General features: G+C 71.6%; 18 protein-coding genes. 11 read left to right on the forward strand and 7 right to left on the reverse strand.

Annotation, left to right across the window (positions count from 1 at the left end):
• Positions 1–498, forward strand: a 498-nt coding sequence (locus HW445_RS01580) for an EF-hand domain-containing protein (protein WP_180219218.1), incomplete at its 5' end; no start/stop codon positions are given.
• 149 nt (positions 499–647) lie between these two features.
• On the opposite strand, the gene HW445_RS01585 is transcribed toward HW445_RS01580, so the two are convergent.
• A complete protein-coding gene (locus HW445_RS01585) occupies positions 648–1,376 on the reverse strand; it encodes an SDR family oxidoreductase (protein WP_180219219.1) in 729 nt (242 codons plus the stop codon).
• Positions 1,369–2,004, reverse strand: coding sequence for a TetR family transcriptional regulator (locus tag HW445_RS01590; protein ID WP_180219220.1), 636 nt, complete (start codon positions 2,002–2,004; stop codon positions 1,369–1,371). Before HW445_RS01590 ends, HW445_RS01585 begins: the two co-directional genes overlap by 8 nt.
• Before the next feature lie 208 nt (positions 2,005–2,212).
• Here HW445_RS01590 and HW445_RS01595 point away from each other — a divergent pair, with 208 nt between their 5' ends.
• From HW445_RS01595 to HW445_RS01640, 10 genes are read left to right on the forward strand one after another with little or no spacing between them, the layout of a single operon-like run.
• Positions 2,213–3,568 (forward strand): MFS transporter, encoded by a 1,356-nt coding sequence (locus HW445_RS01595; protein ID WP_180219221.1) that lies wholly within the window; start codon positions 2,213–2,215, stop codon positions 3,566–3,568.
• Positions 3,569–3,620: 52 nt separating this feature from the next.
• Positions 3,621–4,556, forward strand: coding sequence for a 3-carboxyethylcatechol 2,3-dioxygenase (locus HW445_RS01600; protein ID WP_180219222.1), 936 nt, complete (start codon positions 3,621–3,623; stop codon positions 4,554–4,556).
• On the forward strand, positions 4,553–5,455 hold the full coding sequence (locus HW445_RS01605) for an alpha/beta fold hydrolase (protein ID WP_180219223.1): 903 nt from the start codon (positions 4,553–4,555) through the stop codon (positions 5,453–5,455). The genes HW445_RS01600 and HW445_RS01605 overlap by 4 nt, the downstream gene beginning before the upstream one ends.
• Positions 5,452–6,246, forward strand: coding sequence for a 2-keto-4-pentenoate hydratase (locus tag HW445_RS01610; protein ID WP_180219224.1), 795 nt, complete (start codon positions 5,452–5,454; stop codon positions 6,244–6,246). The genes HW445_RS01605 and HW445_RS01610 overlap by 4 nt, the downstream gene beginning before the upstream one ends.
• Positions 6,247–6,248: 2 nt before the next feature.
• The gene (locus tag HW445_RS01615; protein WP_180219225.1) at positions 6,249–6,713 is read left to right on the forward strand and encodes a nuclear transport factor 2 family protein; all 465 of its coding nucleotides are present in this window, start codon (positions 6,249–6,251) and stop codon (positions 6,711–6,713) included.
• Positions 6,710–7,480, forward strand: a complete 771-nt coding sequence (locus HW445_RS01620) for an aldolase/citrate lyase family protein (protein WP_180219226.1) — start codon at positions 6,710–6,712, stop codon at positions 7,478–7,480. Before HW445_RS01615 ends, HW445_RS01620 begins: the two co-directional genes overlap by 4 nt.
• Positions 7,477–9,090 (forward strand): bifunctional 3-(3-hydroxy-phenyl)propionate/3-hydroxycinnamic acid hydroxylase, encoded by a 1,614-nt coding sequence (locus HW445_RS01625; RefSeq protein WP_180219227.1) that lies wholly within the window; start codon positions 7,477–7,479, stop codon positions 9,088–9,090. Before HW445_RS01620 ends, HW445_RS01625 begins: the two co-directional genes overlap by 4 nt.
• A gap of 43 nt (positions 9,091–9,133) precedes the next feature.
• The gene (locus HW445_RS01630; RefSeq protein ID WP_180219228.1) at positions 9,134–11,122 is read left to right on the forward strand and encodes an NAD(P)/FAD-dependent oxidoreductase; all 1,989 of its coding nucleotides are present in this window, start codon (positions 9,134–9,136) and stop codon (positions 11,120–11,122) included.
• A complete protein-coding gene (locus tag HW445_RS01635; protein ID WP_180219229.1) occupies positions 11,119–12,771 on the forward strand; it encodes an FAD-dependent monooxygenase in 1,653 nt (550 codons plus the stop codon). The genes HW445_RS01630 and HW445_RS01635 overlap by 4 nt, the downstream gene beginning before the upstream one ends.
• A gap of 13 nt (positions 12,772–12,784) precedes the next feature.
• On the forward strand, positions 12,785–13,621 hold the full coding sequence (locus HW445_RS01640; RefSeq protein ID WP_180219230.1) for a fumarylacetoacetate hydrolase family protein: 837 nt from the start codon (positions 12,785–12,787) through the stop codon (positions 13,619–13,621).
• A 233-nt stretch (positions 13,622–13,854) separates the two neighbouring features.
• Here HW445_RS01640 and HW445_RS01645 read toward each other — a convergent pair whose 3' ends face one another.
• From HW445_RS01645 to HW445_RS01665, 5 genes are all read right to left on the reverse strand, one after another.
• Positions 13,855–14,601 (reverse strand): SDR family NAD(P)-dependent oxidoreductase, encoded by a 747-nt coding sequence (locus tag HW445_RS01645; RefSeq protein WP_180219231.1) that lies wholly within the window; start codon positions 14,599–14,601, stop codon positions 13,855–13,857.
• Entirely contained in the window at positions 14,598–15,569 is a 972-nt protein-coding gene (locus HW445_RS01650; RefSeq protein ID WP_180219232.1) for a fumarylacetoacetate hydrolase family protein, read from the reverse strand. Before HW445_RS01650 ends, HW445_RS01645 begins: the two co-directional genes overlap by 4 nt.
• 102 nt (positions 15,570–15,671) lie before the next feature.
• On the reverse strand, positions 15,672–16,613 hold the full coding sequence (locus HW445_RS01655; RefSeq protein ID WP_180219233.1) for a VOC family protein: 942 nt from the start codon (positions 16,611–16,613) through the stop codon (positions 15,672–15,674).
• Between the two features lie 10 nt (positions 16,614–16,623).
• Positions 16,624–17,628: an amidohydrolase family protein gene (locus tag HW445_RS01660; protein ID WP_180219234.1), complete on the reverse strand. Its 1,005-nt coding sequence runs from the start codon at positions 17,626–17,628 to the stop codon at positions 16,624–16,626.
• Positions 17,625–18,761: an FAD-dependent oxidoreductase gene (locus HW445_RS01665; protein ID WP_180219235.1), complete on the reverse strand. Its 1,137-nt coding sequence runs from the start codon at positions 18,759–18,761 to the stop codon at positions 17,625–17,627. Before HW445_RS01665 ends, HW445_RS01660 begins: the two co-directional genes overlap by 4 nt.
• Positions 18,762–18,763 lie beyond the last annotated feature (2 nt).

An 18,763-nucleotide genomic window follows, 5' to 3' on the forward strand; every position in this document is an offset into this window, starting at 1 on the left:
GCGCCGCCCACGGGAGAGGGCCGGCGCTCGGCGGAGGAGTTCTTCCGCCAGGTGCTGGACCAGACCGGCGACGGCCACCTCGACTGGCCCGACCTCGCCGCCATGGCGCGCGAGCTGGCCACCCGCCTGGACCTGGACGAACCCGAGGAGAACCGCCTCTACGACGCCTTCGCCGCCTGGTGGCGCGAACTCCAGGCCGCCCTGGACACGGACGGCGACGGCCGGGTGAGCATCCTCGAGTACGCGGCCGCCGTACCGTCCCTCGCCGGCCCCGCGCTCATCCGGGTTGCCGAGGTGCTCTTCGACGTCACGGACAAGGACGGCAACGGGACCATCGATGCGGACGAGTACCGGGCGCTCTTCCGCACCGCCTTCCACCGCGACCTCACCGTCATCGACGGCGCCCACGGGCGCAGCGCCTTCGTCGGCGACTTCCTCTCCTTCATGTCGGGCCGCCGCTCGAACACCCCGTACGACCCCCTCCTCTCCGATGCCTGACGCCGGCCCGTGATCGGGACGGGGAAGAGTGCGCCGTCGGTGGTGGACACCGAGCACGGCGGTCCCGCGGGTCGAGCACGGCGCCCGGGTCCGCCGCCCGGCCCTGACGGCATACAGGTGCGGTGCTCCTCCGAGCCCGCCGGTGCGGCTCAGACCGACTTGGTCTCTCCACCGTCGACGCGGAGATTCTGTCCGGTCATGTAGGCCGACTCCTCGCCGGCCAGAAAACGTACGATCCGGGCGGCCTCCCCGGTGCTCTGCGCCCGGCGCAGCGGGATGCCGCTCGTCCACTCGGCGGGGACCACGCTGGGGTCGTCCTTGGTCAGCCCGGCGAGCACGTTGTTCATCCGGATCCCGTACGGGCCGTACTCGTTGGCGTACAGCTTGGTGAAGGAAGCCAGCGCCGCTCGCATCGTCACCGACACGGGGAACATCGGGCCGGGCTCGAAGGTGCCCGCGGTGGAGATGTTCACGATCGCGCCGCTGCCGGAGGCGACCAGGTGGGGCGTCACGATGCGGGCCATGCGCACGACGTTCAGCAGGTAGAGGTCGACGCCCTCGGACCATTGCTCGTCCGTGATGTCGAGCACCGGGCCGCGTGCCGCGTGGCCGCTGCTGTTGACGACCGCGTCGACCCGGCCGTACCGCGACACCGCGAGGTCGACGCACGCCCCCAGGTCCTCGATGCTGGTGTTCGACCCGTCCAGACCGGCGCCACCGAGCGATTCGGCAAGGGCTCGGGCCCGGCCCGACGGCGACATCGCGACCACCCGGTAGCCGTTCGCGGCGAACTCGCGCACGCACGCGGCGCCGATTCCGGATCCGCCGCCGACGACGATCGCGACCTTCTCGGATGCGGACGAGGGGGTCTCAGGCATGCGTGTACTCCTTCAGGCGCGTGGCGACCAGGGACTCGAGCGCGTCGGCGGCCAACTCGGCGAAACGGGCGAAGTCGATGTCGTCGCCGGCGGCCGCGGCCACGCGGAAGCCGTCGGTGAGCGCACGCCCCATGACGGCCATGTCGTGCGCCAGCGCCGCGGCGACGTCCTCCGGCAGCTCCGGGTACGAGGTCCGCAGCCGGGAGGTGACGAACTGGAACATCTCCTCGCGGATCGCGAGGTACCGCTGCCGGGCGAGGTTGTCCTCCAGGCGCCGCTCGAACGCGAAGACGAGTCCGATGCTCCAGAACGCGGCGGCCGGCTCGGCCAGGCTCGCCGACGCCGCCGCCGACTCGCTGATGCTCTGTCGCACCAGGTCACGCATGCCGCCGACGGAGGCATTGGTCTGCTTCCAGACCTCGAAGCAGTGGTCGAGCAACTCGACGAAGAGCTGCTCCTTGTTCTGGAAGTGCCAGTACACGGAGCCGATCGGCAGGCCGGACACACGTGCGACGTCGGCCATGGTGGTCCCCTCGTACCCGGCCTCGACCGCCCGCGAGAGCACTGCCTCGAGAATCGCCCGCTTCGACACCTCGGACGCCTGGTGAGTCTTCCGCCTCGTGGCCATGGGCCCCCCTCCGCAGTTCGGACTGCCCGTTCTACCAAATTCGCTCCACCCCTTGACACCGGCAAGGGACGCTGGCGATTGTAATGCCGATTCTAGAACGTAACTTCTAGGAAATCCTCACGGAACGCGACCCCGGGCGCGGACCACCTCATCCGGCGGGTCGCTGCGACGGCACAGGCCCGCTCCATCCCGAGACAGGGAGATCTTCATGAGGGTCACCGACCACATCGCTCAAGAGAAAATGAGCGGCCTTCAGATCCGCGCCGTCGTCGTCGCGATCACCCTGGTCGTGCTCGACGGCTACGACGTCTCGCTCACGTCCTTCGCCGCCCCCTACATCGAGAAGGGTTTCGGGGTCTCCAAGGCCGAGCTCGGACTCGTCATGTCCGGCGCCCTGATCGGCATGCTCGTGGGCTCCATCGTCGTCGCGCCGCTCGCCGACCGCATCGGCCGGCGCAGGATGGGCGTCATCTCGACCACGACGATCGCGATCGGCATGTTCATCGGCCCGTTCGCGACACCGGAGACCGGGACCTGGCCCCTCGTCGTGAGCCGCATCGTCACCGGCGTCGGCGTCGGCTCCCTGGTGGCCGTGGTCGGCGTCATCCTCGCCGAGTACACGGGCAAGCGCGTGTACGCCCTGGTGATGGCCGTCTACGCCGCCGCGATCAACATCGGCGGGCTGCTCGGCTCCATGATCGTGGGCCCGATGCTCGGCGCGCGCGGCTGGCAGTTCGGGTGGTGGGTCGGGTTCGTCCTGAGCGCGGTGGCCGCGGTCGCCACATGGGCGCTGCTCCCCGAATCGCTCGCCTGGCTCTCCGAGGGCCGTCGCGAGGACTCCCTGCGGCGGCTCAACGCGCTCCTGACGAAGATGCGCCGCCCCACTCTCGAAGCGCTCCCGGAGTCCGGCTCGAAGGGCGTCGAGGCCAAGGGCGCGCTGCGCACCGTGTTCACCGGCCGGACCGGCCTCTACACGCTGCTGATGATCGTCGGCTACGTCGCGTACATGCTCAGCTTCTACTTCATGACGAACTGGGCGCCGAGCTCCGTCGCGTCCGCCAACCACGACCCGGCGCTCGCCCCGCAGCTCGTCACCGCCTTCAGCATCGGCGGCATCCTCGGCAACGTGCTCTTCGGCTTCCTCGGGAACAAGCTCAGCGTCCGCCTCCTCGCCCCGGTCTTCCTGATCCTGGCCACCGCCGCCCTGGCGCTGTTCGGCATCACCGGCCCCGGGATGCCGACCGCCTGGTGGACCCTGTTCCTGGCCTCGTTCTTCGTCTGCTCGGGCACGGCCGCCTTCTACGCGATCGTCCCGGGGCTGTACCCGACGCTGGCCCGCTCGACCGGTTTCGGTGTGGTCATCGGCGTCGGCCGGTTCGGCGGCATCGCGGCGCCGATCGTCGGCGGCGCGGCCTTCGACGCGGGCCTGGGGATGGGCACGGCCTTCACCATCTTCGCGCTGCCCATGCTCGTCGCCGGCCTCTGCGTCCTCACCCTGCACCTGATCCAGCGCCGATCCGACGTGCCGAGCCCTCGGCCCGCGCTCGCCGGAACGGCCGCGTAAGCACCCACCACCACTTCCGAAGACCCATTCTGCGAGAAAGGGGAACCACGCCATGCCGCTGGCCGTCGCAGCGCTCTCCCACGCGCCGTCCTTCGGCAACGTCGACCCGGGCGGGGAGACGTTCGCCGAGATCAATGCCGCCATCGACGATGTCAGGGGGTTCGTCGCCGAGTACGACCCCGACCTGGTCGTGGTGTTCGGCCCCGACCACTTCAACGGTCAGCTCTACTCGCTGATCACACCGTGGGTGATCGGCGCGGTCGCCGAGGGCGTCGGCGACTACGGCACCACCGCGGGGCCGCTCCCCGTCGACGGTGACGCCGCCCGGGCCTTCCACGCGGCGGTGCTGGCCGAGGGCGTCGACATCGGCCGCAGCGAGCGGATGAAGGTCGACCACGGAGTGGTCCAGCCGCTGGACTTCGTGTTCGGCAAGGGCTTCACACAGCCCATCGTGCCGGTGTTCGTGAACGCGATCGGCCTGCCGCTCTCGCCGATGCGGCGGGTCCGGCTGATGGGCGAGGCGTTCGGCCGGGCCGCCCGGGCAATGGACCGGAAGGTGTTGTTCCTCGCCTCGGGCGGCATCTCCCACAGCCCGCCGATCCCGCGCTGGGACGGCGCCCCCGGCACCGTGCAGGAGCGCCTGGTCGCGTACGCGCCCTCGCCCGAGGAGCGGCACCGGCGCGAACAGCTGATCGTCAAGGGCATCCAGGCGATCGCCGACGGCAAGGCGCCGAGCGACCCGCTGAACGAGGAGTGGGACACGCTGGTCCTCGACGTGCTCCGGTCCGGCGACCTGAGCCCGGTCGACGGCTGGGAGAACGGCTGGTTCATGGCGGAGGGCGGCTCGGCCGCGCACGAGATGCGCAGCTGGATCGCCGCGTACGCGGCCCTGTCCACCGCCGGCCCGTACCGCCTCGCCGTCGACCGCTACTGGGCGGTCGAGAAGTGGGGCGCGGGCTTCGCGATCCAGGCGGCGGTGACCGCGTGAGCCGGGCCGGAAGGACGCATCTCGCGACCCTGTGGGAAGAGATCGCGGACCTGGAGCACACGCTGCGGTACGTGGACGCGGGCGGCTACCGCACCCGGGTCCTCGACGTCGGCGGGGCGGGCCCCGACGCGCAGACGGTGGTGCTCGCCAGCGGCACCAGCGGCCACATCGAGGCGTGGACGCAGAACATCCGGGCGTTCGTGGAGGCCGGTTTCCGGGTGGTCGGCTACGACTACCCGGGCCACGGGTACACCTCGCTCGCCGACCACCCGCTGGAGATCCGCGACTACGAGGAGCACCTGCTCGCACTGCTCGACGCCCTGGAGCTGGAGCGCGTCCACCTCGCCGGAGAGTCGCTCGGCGGCTGGCTGGCGCTGAAGTTCGCGCCCCAGCACCCCGACCGGCTGCACACGGTGATCCTGTCCGCCCCGGGCGGGCGGATGGTCGCGGAACCGCGGCTGGACAGGACGCAGTCGGTGAGCGCCCAGGCGGTGAGCGAGCCGACCTTCGAGAACGTGAAGAAGCGCCTGCAGGTCGTCATCCACGATCCGGAGAAGATCACCGACGAGCTCGTGCGCGTCCGCCAGGCCATCTACGCCCGCGACGGGTTCAGCATGGCGTACGTGTCCGCCCTGCGGGAGCCGGAGCGCCGATGGCGCAACCGGGTGACGGACGACGACTTCGCGGTGGTCCCGGTCCCGGCCCTCATGGTGTGGACCGACAACGAGCCCACCGGCGACGAGGCCGAGGGCGAGCGCCTGTGCGGGCTGATCCCGGACGGCGAGTACCTGCTGGTCCGCGGCGCCTCGCACTGGCCGCAGTGGGAGGGCGCCGCGGAGTTCGACGCCGCGGCGGTCGCCTTCCTCCAGAAGCACGCCGGACGGGAGGACCACCGGTGAGCGTCACCCAGCAGACCATCGGCCGGATCGCGCGTGAGCTGTTCGAGGCGAAGCGCGACGTCCGCACCGTGCCGTACGTGAGCCCCCGGCTCCCCGAGCGCGATCTCGACGCCGCCTACGCGATATCCGCCGAGTTCGCCGCCCTGCGCGAGCGCGAGCTGGGCGTGCGGCGGGTGGGCCGCAAGGTCGGCCTGACCAACCCCCTCGTCCAACAGCGCGTGGGCATCGACGAGCCCGACTACGGCGTCATCCACGACGACATGGTGCACGCCTCGGGAACGCGCCTTCCGCTGTCCCGGTACAACCGGCTGCTCATCGAGGCCGAGGTCGCGTTCGTGCTGAGGAGCGACATCCTCGAGGCCACCCGCGAGGCCGTCGAGGCCGCGATCGACTACGTGACCCCGGCCTTCGAGGTCGTCGACTTCCGCTACGGCGGGCCGGTCGGGCAGATCGTCGACACCATCGCCGACAACGCCGGCTGCAGCGGCGTCGTCCTCGGCGAGGAGCGCCACCCCTACGGCGAGGTCGACCTGACCACGGTGGAGATGGTCATCACCGGCGGCGGCACCGAGATCACCCGGGGCGTCGGCAGCAACGTGCTGGAGGACCCGGTCAACGCGGTGATCTGGCTGGCCGGGACCGCGATCCGCACCGGCGAACCGCTGCGCGCCGGCGAGGTGCTGCTCTCCGGGTCCATCGGCTACATCGAGCCGTGGCCCGCCGACGTCGAGTGCGTCGCCACCATCACCGGACTCGGTCGCGTCGTCGCGACCGCGGACTCGAAAGGCTGACCATGAACGACCACCGCCCCGTCGACGCCCTCACCCGCGTCGAGATCGAGCAGCTCATCGCGGAGATGCTCTACCGCCTGGACCACAACCAGGCGGACACCACCTGGGAGCTGTACACCGAGGACGGCGTCTCGGTCGGCCCGATGGGCGACATGGACCGCGAGGCCATGAAGGCCTGGGGGGCCAGGCGCGCCCGGCAGACCGACGTCGTCGGCCGGCACTTCATCGGCGGGATCCGCCTGGTGCGGGACGGCGAGGAGATCGAGGGCACGGTGCAGTACCTGACGTTCCGCGACACCAACGAGCCGCAGACACAGCCCGCCTCGGTCGGCGAGTTCCGTGAGCGCTACCGCAAGGTCGACGGGCAGTGGCGGTTCGCCCGCCGCGAGATCGTGCCCGTCTTCGGCGGCAAGGCGGCCGCGGCGCACGCCGCCCGGCTGGCCGGACGCGAGGGATCGGCGCAGTGAAGCAGACAGCTCTCGGCGGCGGGAACCCCGTCCTGTACCACCAGACGCTCCCCTCGTTCTCGATGCCGGAGTGGGCGGCGGCCGCCGGCTACGACGGAGTGATCCTCGACCTCCAGCACGGCGAGCTGGGACTCGAGGCGGCCTGCGGGATCCTGCGCTCGATCCCGCGGGACAACGCGTACGCGTACGCGCGCGTCGGATCGCCGGATCCCGCCCCGGTCCTGCGGCTGCTCGACAGCGGGGCCCGCGGCATCGTCGCGCCGACCGTCGAGTCCCGGTCCCAGGCCGAGGCCCTGGTCGCCGCCGTCAAGTACCCGCCCGCCGGCAACCGCAGCCTGGGTCCGTCCAGGCCGGCGCTGTACCCGGGTGACTCGTACACCGAGGCGGGCAACCGCGCGGTGTCCGCCATCGCCCAGATCGAGACCAGGGCCGGCGTCGACCGTGCCGAGGAGATCGTCTCGACCCTGGGCCTGGACTCGGTCTACATCGGACCGGCCGACCTGGCCGTCTCCTACGGCCTGCCCGGACGCGGCGACTGGGAGGACGGCCCCGTGCGCGAGGCGATCGCACACCTGCGGGAGGTGACGACCGCGCACGGCGTCACCCTCGGCATCTACTCCGGCAAGCCCTCCTACGCGGCCGGCCTGCTCGCCGACGGCCTCGTCGACTACGTGGGCCTCGGCATCGATCTCGTCCTGCTGAACCGCGCGTTCGGCGACACCGTCGCCGCGCTCGGCTCGGCACGATCCACTGGGAGCACCTCATGACCACCGCTTGCGACGTCCTCGTCGTCGGCGCCGGCCCCGTCGGCCTCACCCTTGCCAACCTGCTCGGGCAGCAGGGAATCGACGTCCTGGTCGTCGAACGGGAGTACGAACTCATCGACTACCCGCGGGCCGTCGGCATCGACGACGAGGCGCTGCGCGCCATGCAGACCGCCGGCCTGATCGACGAGGTGCTTCCCCACACCATCCCCGACCAGAAGATCTACATGGTCAACGGGGACCGGATGATCCTCTCCGAAGTGAACCCGACGACACGCGAGTTCGGCTGGCCCCGGCGCAACGGCTTCGTGCAGCCCCTGGTCGACCAGGTGCTGCTCGCCGGCCTGGACCGCTTCCCGAACGCCACCGCACGATTCGGCGCCGAGGTCGTGGACCTGGCCGACGACGGGGACGGCGTGCTCGCCACCCTCGCGGACGGCGGGACGGTGCGCGCGCGGTACGTCGTCGCCGCCGAGGGCGGATCCTCGCCCACCCGCAAGCGCCTGGGCATCTCGTTCGAGGGCGAGACACGGCCGACCGACGGCATCGTCATCGACGTCGCCAACGACCCGATCGGCACGCCCCATGCCGTCTTCGGCGGGGATCCGGCCCGCAGCTACGCCTCCATCGCCCTGCCCCACGGCATCCGGCGCTGGGAGTTCACGCTCCTGGAGGGCGAGAGCGAGGCCGACGTGGACGACGACGAGTTCGTCTTCGGCCTGCTGGCACCGCACGTGCCGGACCCCTCCCGGCTCGACATCATCCGGCGGCGCGTCTACCGCCACCACGCCCGCGTCGCGGGACGGTTCCGGCACGGGCGGATCTTCCTCGCCGGCGACGCCGCCCATGTCATGCCGGTCGTCGGCGGCCAGGGCTGGAACTCCGGCATCCGCGACGCCTTCAACCTCGGCTGGAAGCTGGCCGCCGTCGTCAAGGGGCTGGCGACCGACGCCCTGCTGGACACCTACGAGACCGAACGGCTCGGCCACGTCACGCAGATGGTGGCCGTCTCCCTCGGGATGGCGAAGGAGATGACCGACCACGATCCGGTCAAGGCCGCCGAGCGGGACCGGATCGCCGCCAACCGCACCCCCGAGGAGCGTGAGGCGCAGAGGAGGCAGGCGTTCAAGCCGCAGCCGAGGTTCGACCAGGGTGTCGTGGTGCACACGCCGCTGCCGGCGTTCAAGACACTGCCGGCCCGCGACGTGCCGCGTCTCGCCGGCTCGCTCTTCCCGCAGCCACGGGCCACCGACACCGACGGTGCGGAGATGCTGCTCGACGAGGCCACCGGGCAGGGCTGGCGGGTGATCACCTGGAACAACGACCCGTCGGCCTTCCTGTCGGCCGAGCGGCTCGCCGTGCTCGACCGCCTCGGCGCCCGCCTCGTGCAGGTGGTGCCGAAGGCGCAGCTGCCGTGGGCGCGCAAACAGGCCGCGGCCGGCGTCACCGTCGTCGGCGACCTCGGCGGGGAGACGAGCCTGCAGGCCTGGTTCGACGCGCGCCCGGTCGGTGCCCTCGTCGTCCGCCCCGACCATGTGATCGCCGCCGAGTGCCTCGCCCAGGAACTCGACGACGTGCTCGGCAAGGTCCTCGAGGCCGCTCGCATCGCGTGATCCCAGCACATCCCCGAGAGGACACCGAAACGATGGAGGGCTCATGACCGACCCGAGCCAGGCCGCCCGGATCGACGACGTGTACTGGCGCGACCAGTACACGCCCATCACGGAGGACGACGCCTTCCTCGAGTGCGTCGTCGCGGAGGCCGACCTGCCGTCGCTGCTCACGGCGCTGGCGGCCGTGACCGGAGATCACGCGCTGATACCGGCAGAGCTGCGCCCCCCGCATCCTCCCGTCGAGACGATTCCGCCCGCGCACGGCGGCATGAGCGAGGCCGCCCAGGCGCGGGCGCGTGAACTCGCGCTGTCCGCGCTCAGGCGCGTCCGCGACGAAGGGCTCACCCGTCCCCGTCTGCTGGAGCCCGCGGAGGCACGCTCCGTCGTCGACTTCATCACGGGCGGGGCCGGCGCCGAGGACGCGGCACTGATGATGCACGAGCTCGACCTGGTCACGCAGCGTCCGGGAGCACCGACCTGGCACGCCGCCGAGGTGGCGCCCGGCCGCGACTTCGAGGTCGCGGTCATCGGCACCGGGATGAGCGGCATCGCGGCGATGTACCGGCTCAAGCAGGCGGGCGTACGGTTCGTCGCGTTCGAGAAGCACCCCGAGGTCGGCGGCACCTGGTGGGCCAACACCTACCCCGGCGTCCGTCTCGACACCCCGACCTTCGGCTACAGCTTCTCCTTCGCGCAGCGCGCGGACTGGCCCGACGCGTACGCCGAGGGCGCGGAGATCGAGGCGTACTCCGTCGAGATCGTCGACCGCGCCGAACTGCGCGAGCACATCGAGTTCGACACCGAGGTCGTCTCGATGACCTGGGACGAGGCATCGGCCACCTGGGACGTCGTCGTACGGCGCGACGGCGTCGAGCAGCACCGGCGGTTCCACGCCGTCGTCGCCGCGACCGGGCAACTGGAGAAGCCGAACATCCCGCGGATCCCCGGACAGGACGACTTCGGCGGCGTGCGGATGCACTCCGCGCGGTGGGACCACGACGTGGACCTGACCGGGAAGCGCGTCGCGGTGGTCGGCACCGGCGCGAGCGCCTACCAGATCGTCCCGAGCGTCATCGACCGCGTCGCCCACCTCGACGTCTTCCAGCGGTCCGGGCCGTGGACCGTACCCGCCCCCAACTACCACGACCCGACACCGCGGGCCCTGGCCTGGCTCAGCGAGCACGTCCCGCACTACGGGCAGTGGTACCGCTTCCAGGCGTTCTGGGGCGCCCGCACCGGGCGGCTGCACACCGTCGAGGTCGATCCGGAGTGGGACCGCACCGACTCGGTGTCGGCGACCAACCTGCGCGTGCGTGAGGCACTCACCGCGATCATGCGCGAGCAGTGGGCGGACCGTCCCGACATGCTCGACGTCGTCGTTCCGCCGTATCCCCCCGGCGGCAAGCGCATGCTCCGCGACAACGGCGTGTGGGCTCGCGCCCTGCACCAGGAGCACGCCGAGCTCGTCACCTCCCCGATCGAGCGCTTCACGCCCGACGGCATCGTGACCGCCGACGGCGAGCAGCACCCGGTCGACGTCGTGATCTACGCGACCGGGTTCAAGGCGTCCGACTACCTCGACCCGATCGTGGTCACCGGGCCGTCCGGGCAGACGCTCAAGGACCACTGGGACGGTGACGCGACGGCCTGGGCCGGCGTCTGCGTGCCCGGCTTCCCGAATCTCTTCCTCATCCAGGGGCCCAACACCAACTACGTGGTGCACGGCCAGTTCCACTTCATGATCGAGTGCGGGGTCGAGTTCACCGTCGAGGCGATCCACCAGCTGCTGCTCCGCCGGGCGGCGTCGCTCGAGGTGGAGCAGGAGGCCCTGGACCGGTTCCTCGCGTGGGTCGACCAGGGCAACGCCGGGCGTGCGTGGGGACAGCCGCAGGTGCGCACCTGGTACAAGAACACCCGCGGCCGGGTCTCACAGGTGTGGCCGTACAGCCATCTCGAGTACTGGAAGCTGACCCGGGGCGCCGACTTCGACACCGACTTCACGCTCCGCCCACGGCCGGAGGCGACGCCGTGACCGCCGGAGGCGACACCGTGACCGCGCGGCGTGACGTGCTCGTGGTGGGCGCCGGTCCGATCGGGCTCGTCGCCGCTCTCCTGCTCGCCGACGCGGGGGTGCGTACGACGCTCGTGGAGAAGGAGACCGAGCCGGGCGACCTGCCTCGCGCGATCAGCCTCCAGGACGAGTCCTTCCGCACCCTTGAGCAGCTCGGGGTGGCCGACGCGCTCAAGGCCGAGTCCCTGCTGGACACCGGCAGCCGCTATTTCGGGCTCGGGGACCGCCTCCTGCTCGAGGCGAGGCCGGTCGCGTCGCGGCTGGGGCATCCCGCCAAGACCCAGTTCGACCAGCCGATCCTGGAGCGGCTCCTGTGGGAGCGGGCGGTCGCGCACGAAGGGCTCGAGTTCCTGCGCGGCGCCGAGGCGAGGGCGATCACGCAGGACGGCGGCGGAGTCAGCGTCACCGTGACGACCGGGGAGGAGACGTCCGGAGCAAGGACGCGGACGCTGACCGCCGACTGGTTGATCGGCGCCGACGGCGGACGCAGCTTCGTCCGCCGGGCGGTCGGAATCGATCTGGCCGGTACCACCCAGCCGCAGCGGTGGATCGTCGTCGACCTGCACGACGAGCCGCGCGCGCGGGACCCGTTCGCGGAGTTCCACGGCGACGGGGAGCGGCCGTACGTGCTCGTGCCCGGCGTCAAGGGACGCCTGCGGCTCGAGTTCATGCTCTTCGACCACGAGGACCCCGACGAGATGACGACGCCCGAGCGGATCCGCGAGCTGGTCGTGCCGCGCTTCCGGACCGGGCTGACGCCGGACGACGTGCGCCGCGCGGTCGTGTACGTCGCGCACCAGCGGGTCGCGCGGACGTACCGCGCGGGTCGCGCGTTCCTCGTCGGTGACGCCGCGCACCTGATGCCGCCGTTCGCGGGCCAGGGACTGAACGCCGGCATCCGCGACGCGACCAACCTCACCTGGAAGCTGACCGCGGCGATCACCGGCCGCGCGAGGGAGCGGCTGCTGGACTCCTACGAGGTCGAGCGTCGCGCCCACGGAGCCGCGATGGTGACGGTCTCGCGCCGCGTCGGCGCGGTCGTCATGGCGACCCACCCGGTGGTCACGCGCGTACGCGACTCCGTCGTCCGGACGGTCAGCCTGATCCCCCGGGTACGCGACTTCCTCGCCAACATGCGCTTCATCTCACCACCGGACTACAGCGCCGGAGTCGCCGTCGCGGCCCACGGCGTCACCCTCGGCACCGTGACCGTCGGCCGCGCCCTGAGCCAGCCGGTCGTACGCGACGTCACCGGAGCGGAGCGCGGACTCGACGCCCACCTCGGGCACGGGTGGACGCTGCTGCAGATCGGAGGCCCGCCCGGTGCGGCGGTCGACGCGTACTGGGACGCGATCGGCGCCGGCCGGCTGTGCGTCCGCGCACCGGGCGGCGAGCCGATCGCCGGCACGGTCACCGAGACCACCGCGGTGCTCACCTCCGGCGCCGGCTCCCTTCCCGTCTTCGTCGCGGTGCGTCCCGACCGCTACGTCGCGGCGGTGTTCGACTCCGCCGGCGAGCAACGCGTCGTCGAGGGCCTCCGCGCCTTCGTCGACGACCGCTCCCGACGGACCCTTCCGTACTCCGAACCCCCCGCTCCCGCCCACCACTGAACAGGAACACCCGATGAGCAAGTTCGTCAGCTACCACCGCGCCGACCTCGGCATCGCCTGGGGACGTCTCGACGCCGAGACCATCTACGACGCGACCCCGACAGCACCCTCCCTCGCCGAGGCCATCGCGGCCGGCGCCCTCGATTCCCTGGCGCACTACACCGATCGCCCGGTGGCGCTCGGTGACGTGCGGCTGGCTCCGGTCGTCCCGGAACCCGGCAAGATCATCTGCATCGGGGTGAACTACCGCACCCACCAGGAGGAGATCGGCAAGGCGGCTCCTCAGGCCCCGGTCGTCTTCGCCCGTTACGCCGACAGCCAGATCGGGCACGGCGAGGACGCCCTCAAGCCGGCCGGCTCCGCGCAGTTCGACTACGAGGGCGAGGTGGCTCTGGTCATCTCCAGGCCCGCGCACCGGGTCTCCAAGGCCGAGGCCTACGACCACGTCGCCGGCTATGCCGTGTACAACGACTTCTCGGTGCGCGACTGGCAGCGTGCCGCCAGTCAGTGGCTGCCCGGCAAGACCTGGCCGGGGACCGGTGGCTTCGGACCGTGTCTGGTGACGGCCGACGAGGTCGGCGATATCACCGAACTCGAACTGACGACCCGGGTCAACGGCGAGGTGCGCCAGCGCGGCAAGGTCGCCGACCTGATCAACGACATTCCGTCGATCATCGAGTACGTCACCGCGTTCACGCCGCTCTCTCCCGGAGACGTCATCGTCACCGGCACCCCGGGCGGTGTCGGGCTCTTCATGGACCCGCCGGGATTCGTCGTCGACGGTGACGTCGTCGAGGTCGAGGTCAGCAAGCTCGGGACACTTCGCAACACCGTCCGCGAGGTCTCCTGACCGGCACAGGGCGGCAGCTCGGGCACCGGGGCGGCCACCGGAACTCATGCGCAGTGCTTCCCGGCTGAGCCGGCCGTGCTCGCGCGTGCCGGTTCCGCGCGCTCCGGTTCCCTCTGCCCGGTGTCCGAGCACTGCCCTCACACGTCCAGCGGCCCGGGGCGAGGGCGGTGCCTCCCTCATGGCCGATCTGCCGGCGGTGCCCGGGATCAGGGCGACCTTGCCCTCCAGCCGCTTCATCGCGTCGTCCTGCCGGGCAGCGCGTCGGACACCGACTTCACCCCGCCGTGCGAGGTGAGGCCGCCGTCGACCGGTATCTCCGCGCCGGTGATGAACGACGAGTCGTCGCAGAGAAGGAAGACCACCAGGGGGGTCACCTCCTCGACCGTGCCCACCCGGCCCAGCGGTGTCTCGCGAATGTTCGCTTCCCGGAAGGCGGGCGCGGCCGATGCCGTCATCTCGGTCTCGATGAAGCCGGGGTGGATGGTGTTCACTCGGATCCCCCGAGGGCCGAGTTCCAGGGCAGCGGTCTTCGACAGTCCGCGCAGGGCCCATTTGCTCGTCGTGTAGGCCACCGGGTAGTGGGCGGTCAGCGCGGCGGACGAGCCGACGTTCACGATGGACGAGCCCGGCGGCATCAGGGGTGCCAGGTGCTGGATGCCCAGGAGCGGGCCGATCACGTTGACGGCGTGGACACGGCTCATGTCCTCGGCGGTGACCGCGTCCAGCCGGGCCCGCCAGGTGATGCCGGCGTTGTTGACCAGGCCGTGGACGGTTCCGTAGGTGCTTCGGAGGAACCCGGCGAGGTCCGCCCAGTTGTCGGCCGACGTGACATCAAGTCTGCGGACGCCCTCCCCGCCGATCACGTCCGTGGCGATGACCGTGGCGCCCTCGCGCTCCAGGGCCGCCGCCTCGGCGGCGCCCTGGCCGCGGGCGGCGCCCGTGACGACGACGACCTTTCCCGCCAGGCGCCCGCCGTTCACGGCCGCTCCCGGTCGCGGCGCCGGCCCTTGGACAGGGCGACGGGCTCGGCGCCGGATACCACCCGGGTGGTGAGGGACCCGACGGCCTCCACGGTCAGCGTGACGGTGTCGCCAGGCTTGAGCGGCGGAGGGACCCGCTCCCCGGAGCGGCCCCACAGTTCGGCGAGGCAGCCGCCGTTGCCGCAGGTGCCGGAACCGAGGACGTCGCCGGCGACGATCCGGGTGCCGCGTGAGGCGTAGGCGGTCATCTCCTCGAAGGTCCAGCTCATGTTGGACAGCAGGTCGCTGCCGACCTTCTCGCCGTTGACCTCGGCCGTCAGGGCCAGCCGGAGGAAGCCGTCGCTGTCCCGGTGGGGCTCCAGTTCGTCGGCGGTCACCAGGTAGGGGCCCAGCGTCGTGGCGGTGTCCTTGCCCTTGCACGGGCCGAGCCCGACCTTCATCTCGGCGGACTGCAGATCCCGCGCGGACCAGTCGTTGAACACGGTGTAGCCGACGATGTGTTCCCGTGCCCGCTCCGGGGTGAGGTCACGGCCCTCGCGGCCGATGACGGCCGCCACCTCCAGTTCGAAGTCGAGCACGGACGACCCGGGGGGCATGGGTACGTCGTCATCGGGCCCGAAGACCGCGTGGGGGTTGGTGAAGTAGAAGGTGGGGGCCTCGTACCACTGGGCCGGCACTCCGGACGCACCGTCGACGGAACGGCGGACGCCCTCGACGTGCTCCTCGAAGGTGACGAAGTCCCGGATGGAGGCGGGCTGGAGCGGCGGGAGCAGCCGGACCTCGGAGACGTGCGGTCCGGGCGGAACGTCCAGCGCCGCGCCCCCGGCGGCGAGAAGGCCCGGCAGACCGTCGGAGTCGCGGATCAGGTCCGTGAGCGAGGTGACTCCCGGCAGAGGGAACAACGTGCCGTCGTCCTCGACGACGGCGACACGGTTCCGGTGCCGGTGTGCGAATGCGGCGAAGCGCATGGTGCGGCTCCCAGATGGAGGGACGAGGAACGCGGGGCCGGGAACGCGGCGGTGGCAGTCGGGGCGGACCTGGCCCGCCGCGTTCCCGGGGATCGGGCCGGACTAGACCGGAGGGGCGACGAAGACGCCGCGGTCGGGGTCGTTGAACGATTCCTTGGCGACGAGTTCGTTCATGGGGTTGGCGGTGCCCCACTGGTCCGTGACCTCGGGCCGGGAGAAGTCGTAGACGTGGGGGTGCCAGGTGTCCTCGTCGAGGCATTCGAGCTCGGTGGTGTACTCGACGGTGTTGCCGTGCGGGTCGAGGAAGTACGTGAAGGTGTTGTCGCCCGCCATGTGCCGGCCCGGCCCCCAGATCTTGCGGTGACCGGCCCGCATGACGCGGCCGGAGCCGCGCATGTACTCGTCGAGGCCGCGCATCTCGAAGGAGACGTGGTGCAGCGCGGTGTGCGGGCCCTGGGCGATGGCCATGGAGTGGTGCTGGTTGCTGATCCGCATGAAGTGCATGACCTCGCCCATGTGGGGCGAGCTGAGCGTGTCGGACAGGGCGAAGCCGAGGTGGCGCTCGTACCACTCGCGGGTGCGGTTCAGGTCGGGGGAGTTGAGGACGACGTGGGAGAGCTTGACCGGGATGGCCTCCTTCTCCTCGATCTTCCGGTGATTGCGGACCTGGACGTCGGCGGAGACTTCGATGGTGCGGCCGTCGACGTCGAAGAAGCGGAAGCCGTAGCCGCCGCCGGGGGTGTCGACCGTGCCGGGCTGCGAGATCAGCTGTACGCCGTCGGCCAGAAGCCGCTCGGCGAGGGTGTCGACGTCGGCCGGTGTCGCCGCTCCGTAGGAGACCAGGTCGAGGCGCTTCTCGTCGGCTTTGCGGAGCCGGACGACGTACTGCTCGGGGCTGCCCTCGGCGGCGAGGAAGGAGATGCCGGAGTCCTCGGCGACCTTGGTCAGCCCCCACACACCGGCGTAGAAGTCGAGCTGCTTGTCGTAGTCGGGCACGGCGAGGTCGACGTGCCGCAGGTGGGTGAGCAGGCGGTTGTTCGTCATGGGGGCCTCCTCAGGCCGGGGAGAGGGTGAGCAGGGCGGTGGCGTTGGCGCCGCGGACGGCGTGGAAGTCGGTCTCGGGCAGGCCCGCGGCGCGCAGCGCGCCCACGGGGTCGTCGGAGCCCATGTCGAAGGGGAAGTCCGAGCCGAGCAGCACACGGTCCGCGCCGGCCGCCTCCACCAGCGCCCGCAGCACCTTCGGGTCGTGCACGAGCGAGTCGAAGTACAGGCGCCGCAGGTAGCTGCTGGGCAGCTCGGCACAGCCCGCCGACGCGTCGGTCCGGGCCCGCCAGGCATGGTCGCTGCGCCCGATGTGGGTGGGCAGGTAGCCGCCCCCGTGGGCCGCGACGACCTTCAGCCCGGGGTGCCGGTCGAGGACGCCGGAGAAGATCAGGTGTGAGAGGGCGACCGCGTTCTCGGTGGGCTGGCCCACGGTGTTGGACAGGTACCACCGGTCGAGGCGCTCGTCGAGGGTGCAGCCGAACGGATGCAGGAACACGACCGCTCCGGTCTCCTCGGCGCGTGTCCACAGCGGCTCGTAGGCGGGATCGGACAGCTCGCGGCCGGGGGCGTGGCTGGAGATCTCCACTCCGGCGAGTCCTTGCTCCAGCGCGTGGTCCACGGCGGGCACGAGCTGGTCCGGATGCTGCAGCGGAACCAGCCCCAGGCCCTTCAGCCGGTCGGGCGCCGCAGCGCAGTGGGCGGCGGTCGCCTCGTTGGCCAGGCGGTAGACCTTCTCGGCCGTGTCCGCGTCCGCCCAGTAGTGGTAGTGCGACGGCGAGGGGCTGACGAGCTGCACATCGACGCCCTGGGCGTCCATCAGGGACAGCCGGACTGCGGGGTCGGTCAGGGCCGGGACGCGGTCGCGGACCATGGGGCCGCTGACGGCGAGCGCGGCGGGGCCGTTGCGTCGGGCGTCCAGGGCCCGGGCATCGGCGTGGCCGGGCAGGCCGGAGACCAGGGCGTCGATCTGGGGGAGGAGGACGTGGGCATGCACGTCCACGGTGGGCGTGGTCACGGCAGCTCCCGCAGCATCGTCATGGTGCGGGCCATCAGCCCGGGCACGTCGGCGTCGCGCACCCCGTCGAGCTGCCACTGCCCGACCTGCACGGACGCCTCCACCACCGGCCGGACCCGCGGCATCCGCCGCTCGTAGTACGCCTGCAGCAGTTGCTCGCTCCAGTCGTCGGCGCCGCTCGCCGTCAGCATCTGGGCCAGGACCCAGGCGTCCTCCAACGAAAGCGCCGCCCCCTGCGCGAGGGTGGGCGGACAGCAGTGGGCGGCGTCGCCGACCAGGACCACCCGGCCGCGGTGCCAGGATCCTTCGACCAGCAGCTGGTCGAACCACGTGTAGTTGACCTTCGCGGGGTCGGTGAGCGTGGCGGTGATGGCCGGCCACGCGCCGCCGTAGGCCGACGCCAGGGCCGACATCTCCTGCGCGTAGGACTCGGCCGGTATCGATGCGCGGTCCCGGTTGCGCTCGACGACGTAGGCGTAGATCGTCGTCGGGCTGGTGGGGCAGTAGCCGGCGATGAACGCCGGGCCGCCGTAGGCAAGGTCGGTGCGTTCGACGCCGTCGGGTCGGGGGGCGGCGGCGCGCCAGATGGCCATGCCGGTCGGCTCCGGCCTGTCGGTGATCCCGATCTGGGCGCGGGTGGCGGAGCTCAGTCCGTCGGCGGCGACGACCAGATCGTAGCGGTGCTCGGTGCCGTCGCTCAGGCGGACGTCGACCCCGGTCGCGTCCTGGCCGAGGACGGTGGCGGTGGTGCCGAGGCGGACGTGCGCGCCGCTGGCGCGGACGGCGTCGATGAGGATTTGTTGCAGCCGCGGGCGTTGGATGCCGAGCGTGGCCGGCAGGTCGTCGCCGCCGGTGCGCAGGTCGCGCTGGACGTGCAGGACGGTGCCGTCGGGTGCGGTGATGCCGGCGGACCCGAAGGGGAAGCCGGCGGCCTTCACCTCCTCCCAGACACCGAGTTCGCGCAGGACGCGCAGGGCGTTGCCCTGCAGGGTGATGCCGGATCCGGCGGTGGCGTTCCAGTCGGCCTTCGCCTCGACGAGGTCGACGTCGATCCCGGCGCGGCGCAGCAGGATGGTGGCGGCGTTGCCGGCCGAACCGCCACCGACGACCAGGACTCTGCGGGGGGTGCTCATCG

The sequence above is a fragment of the Streptomyces sp. UH6 genome, assembly GCF_013421635.1.
GTDB classification, from domain to species: domain Bacteria; phylum Actinomycetota; class Actinomycetes; order Streptomycetales; family Streptomycetaceae; genus Streptomyces; species Streptomyces abyssomicinicus.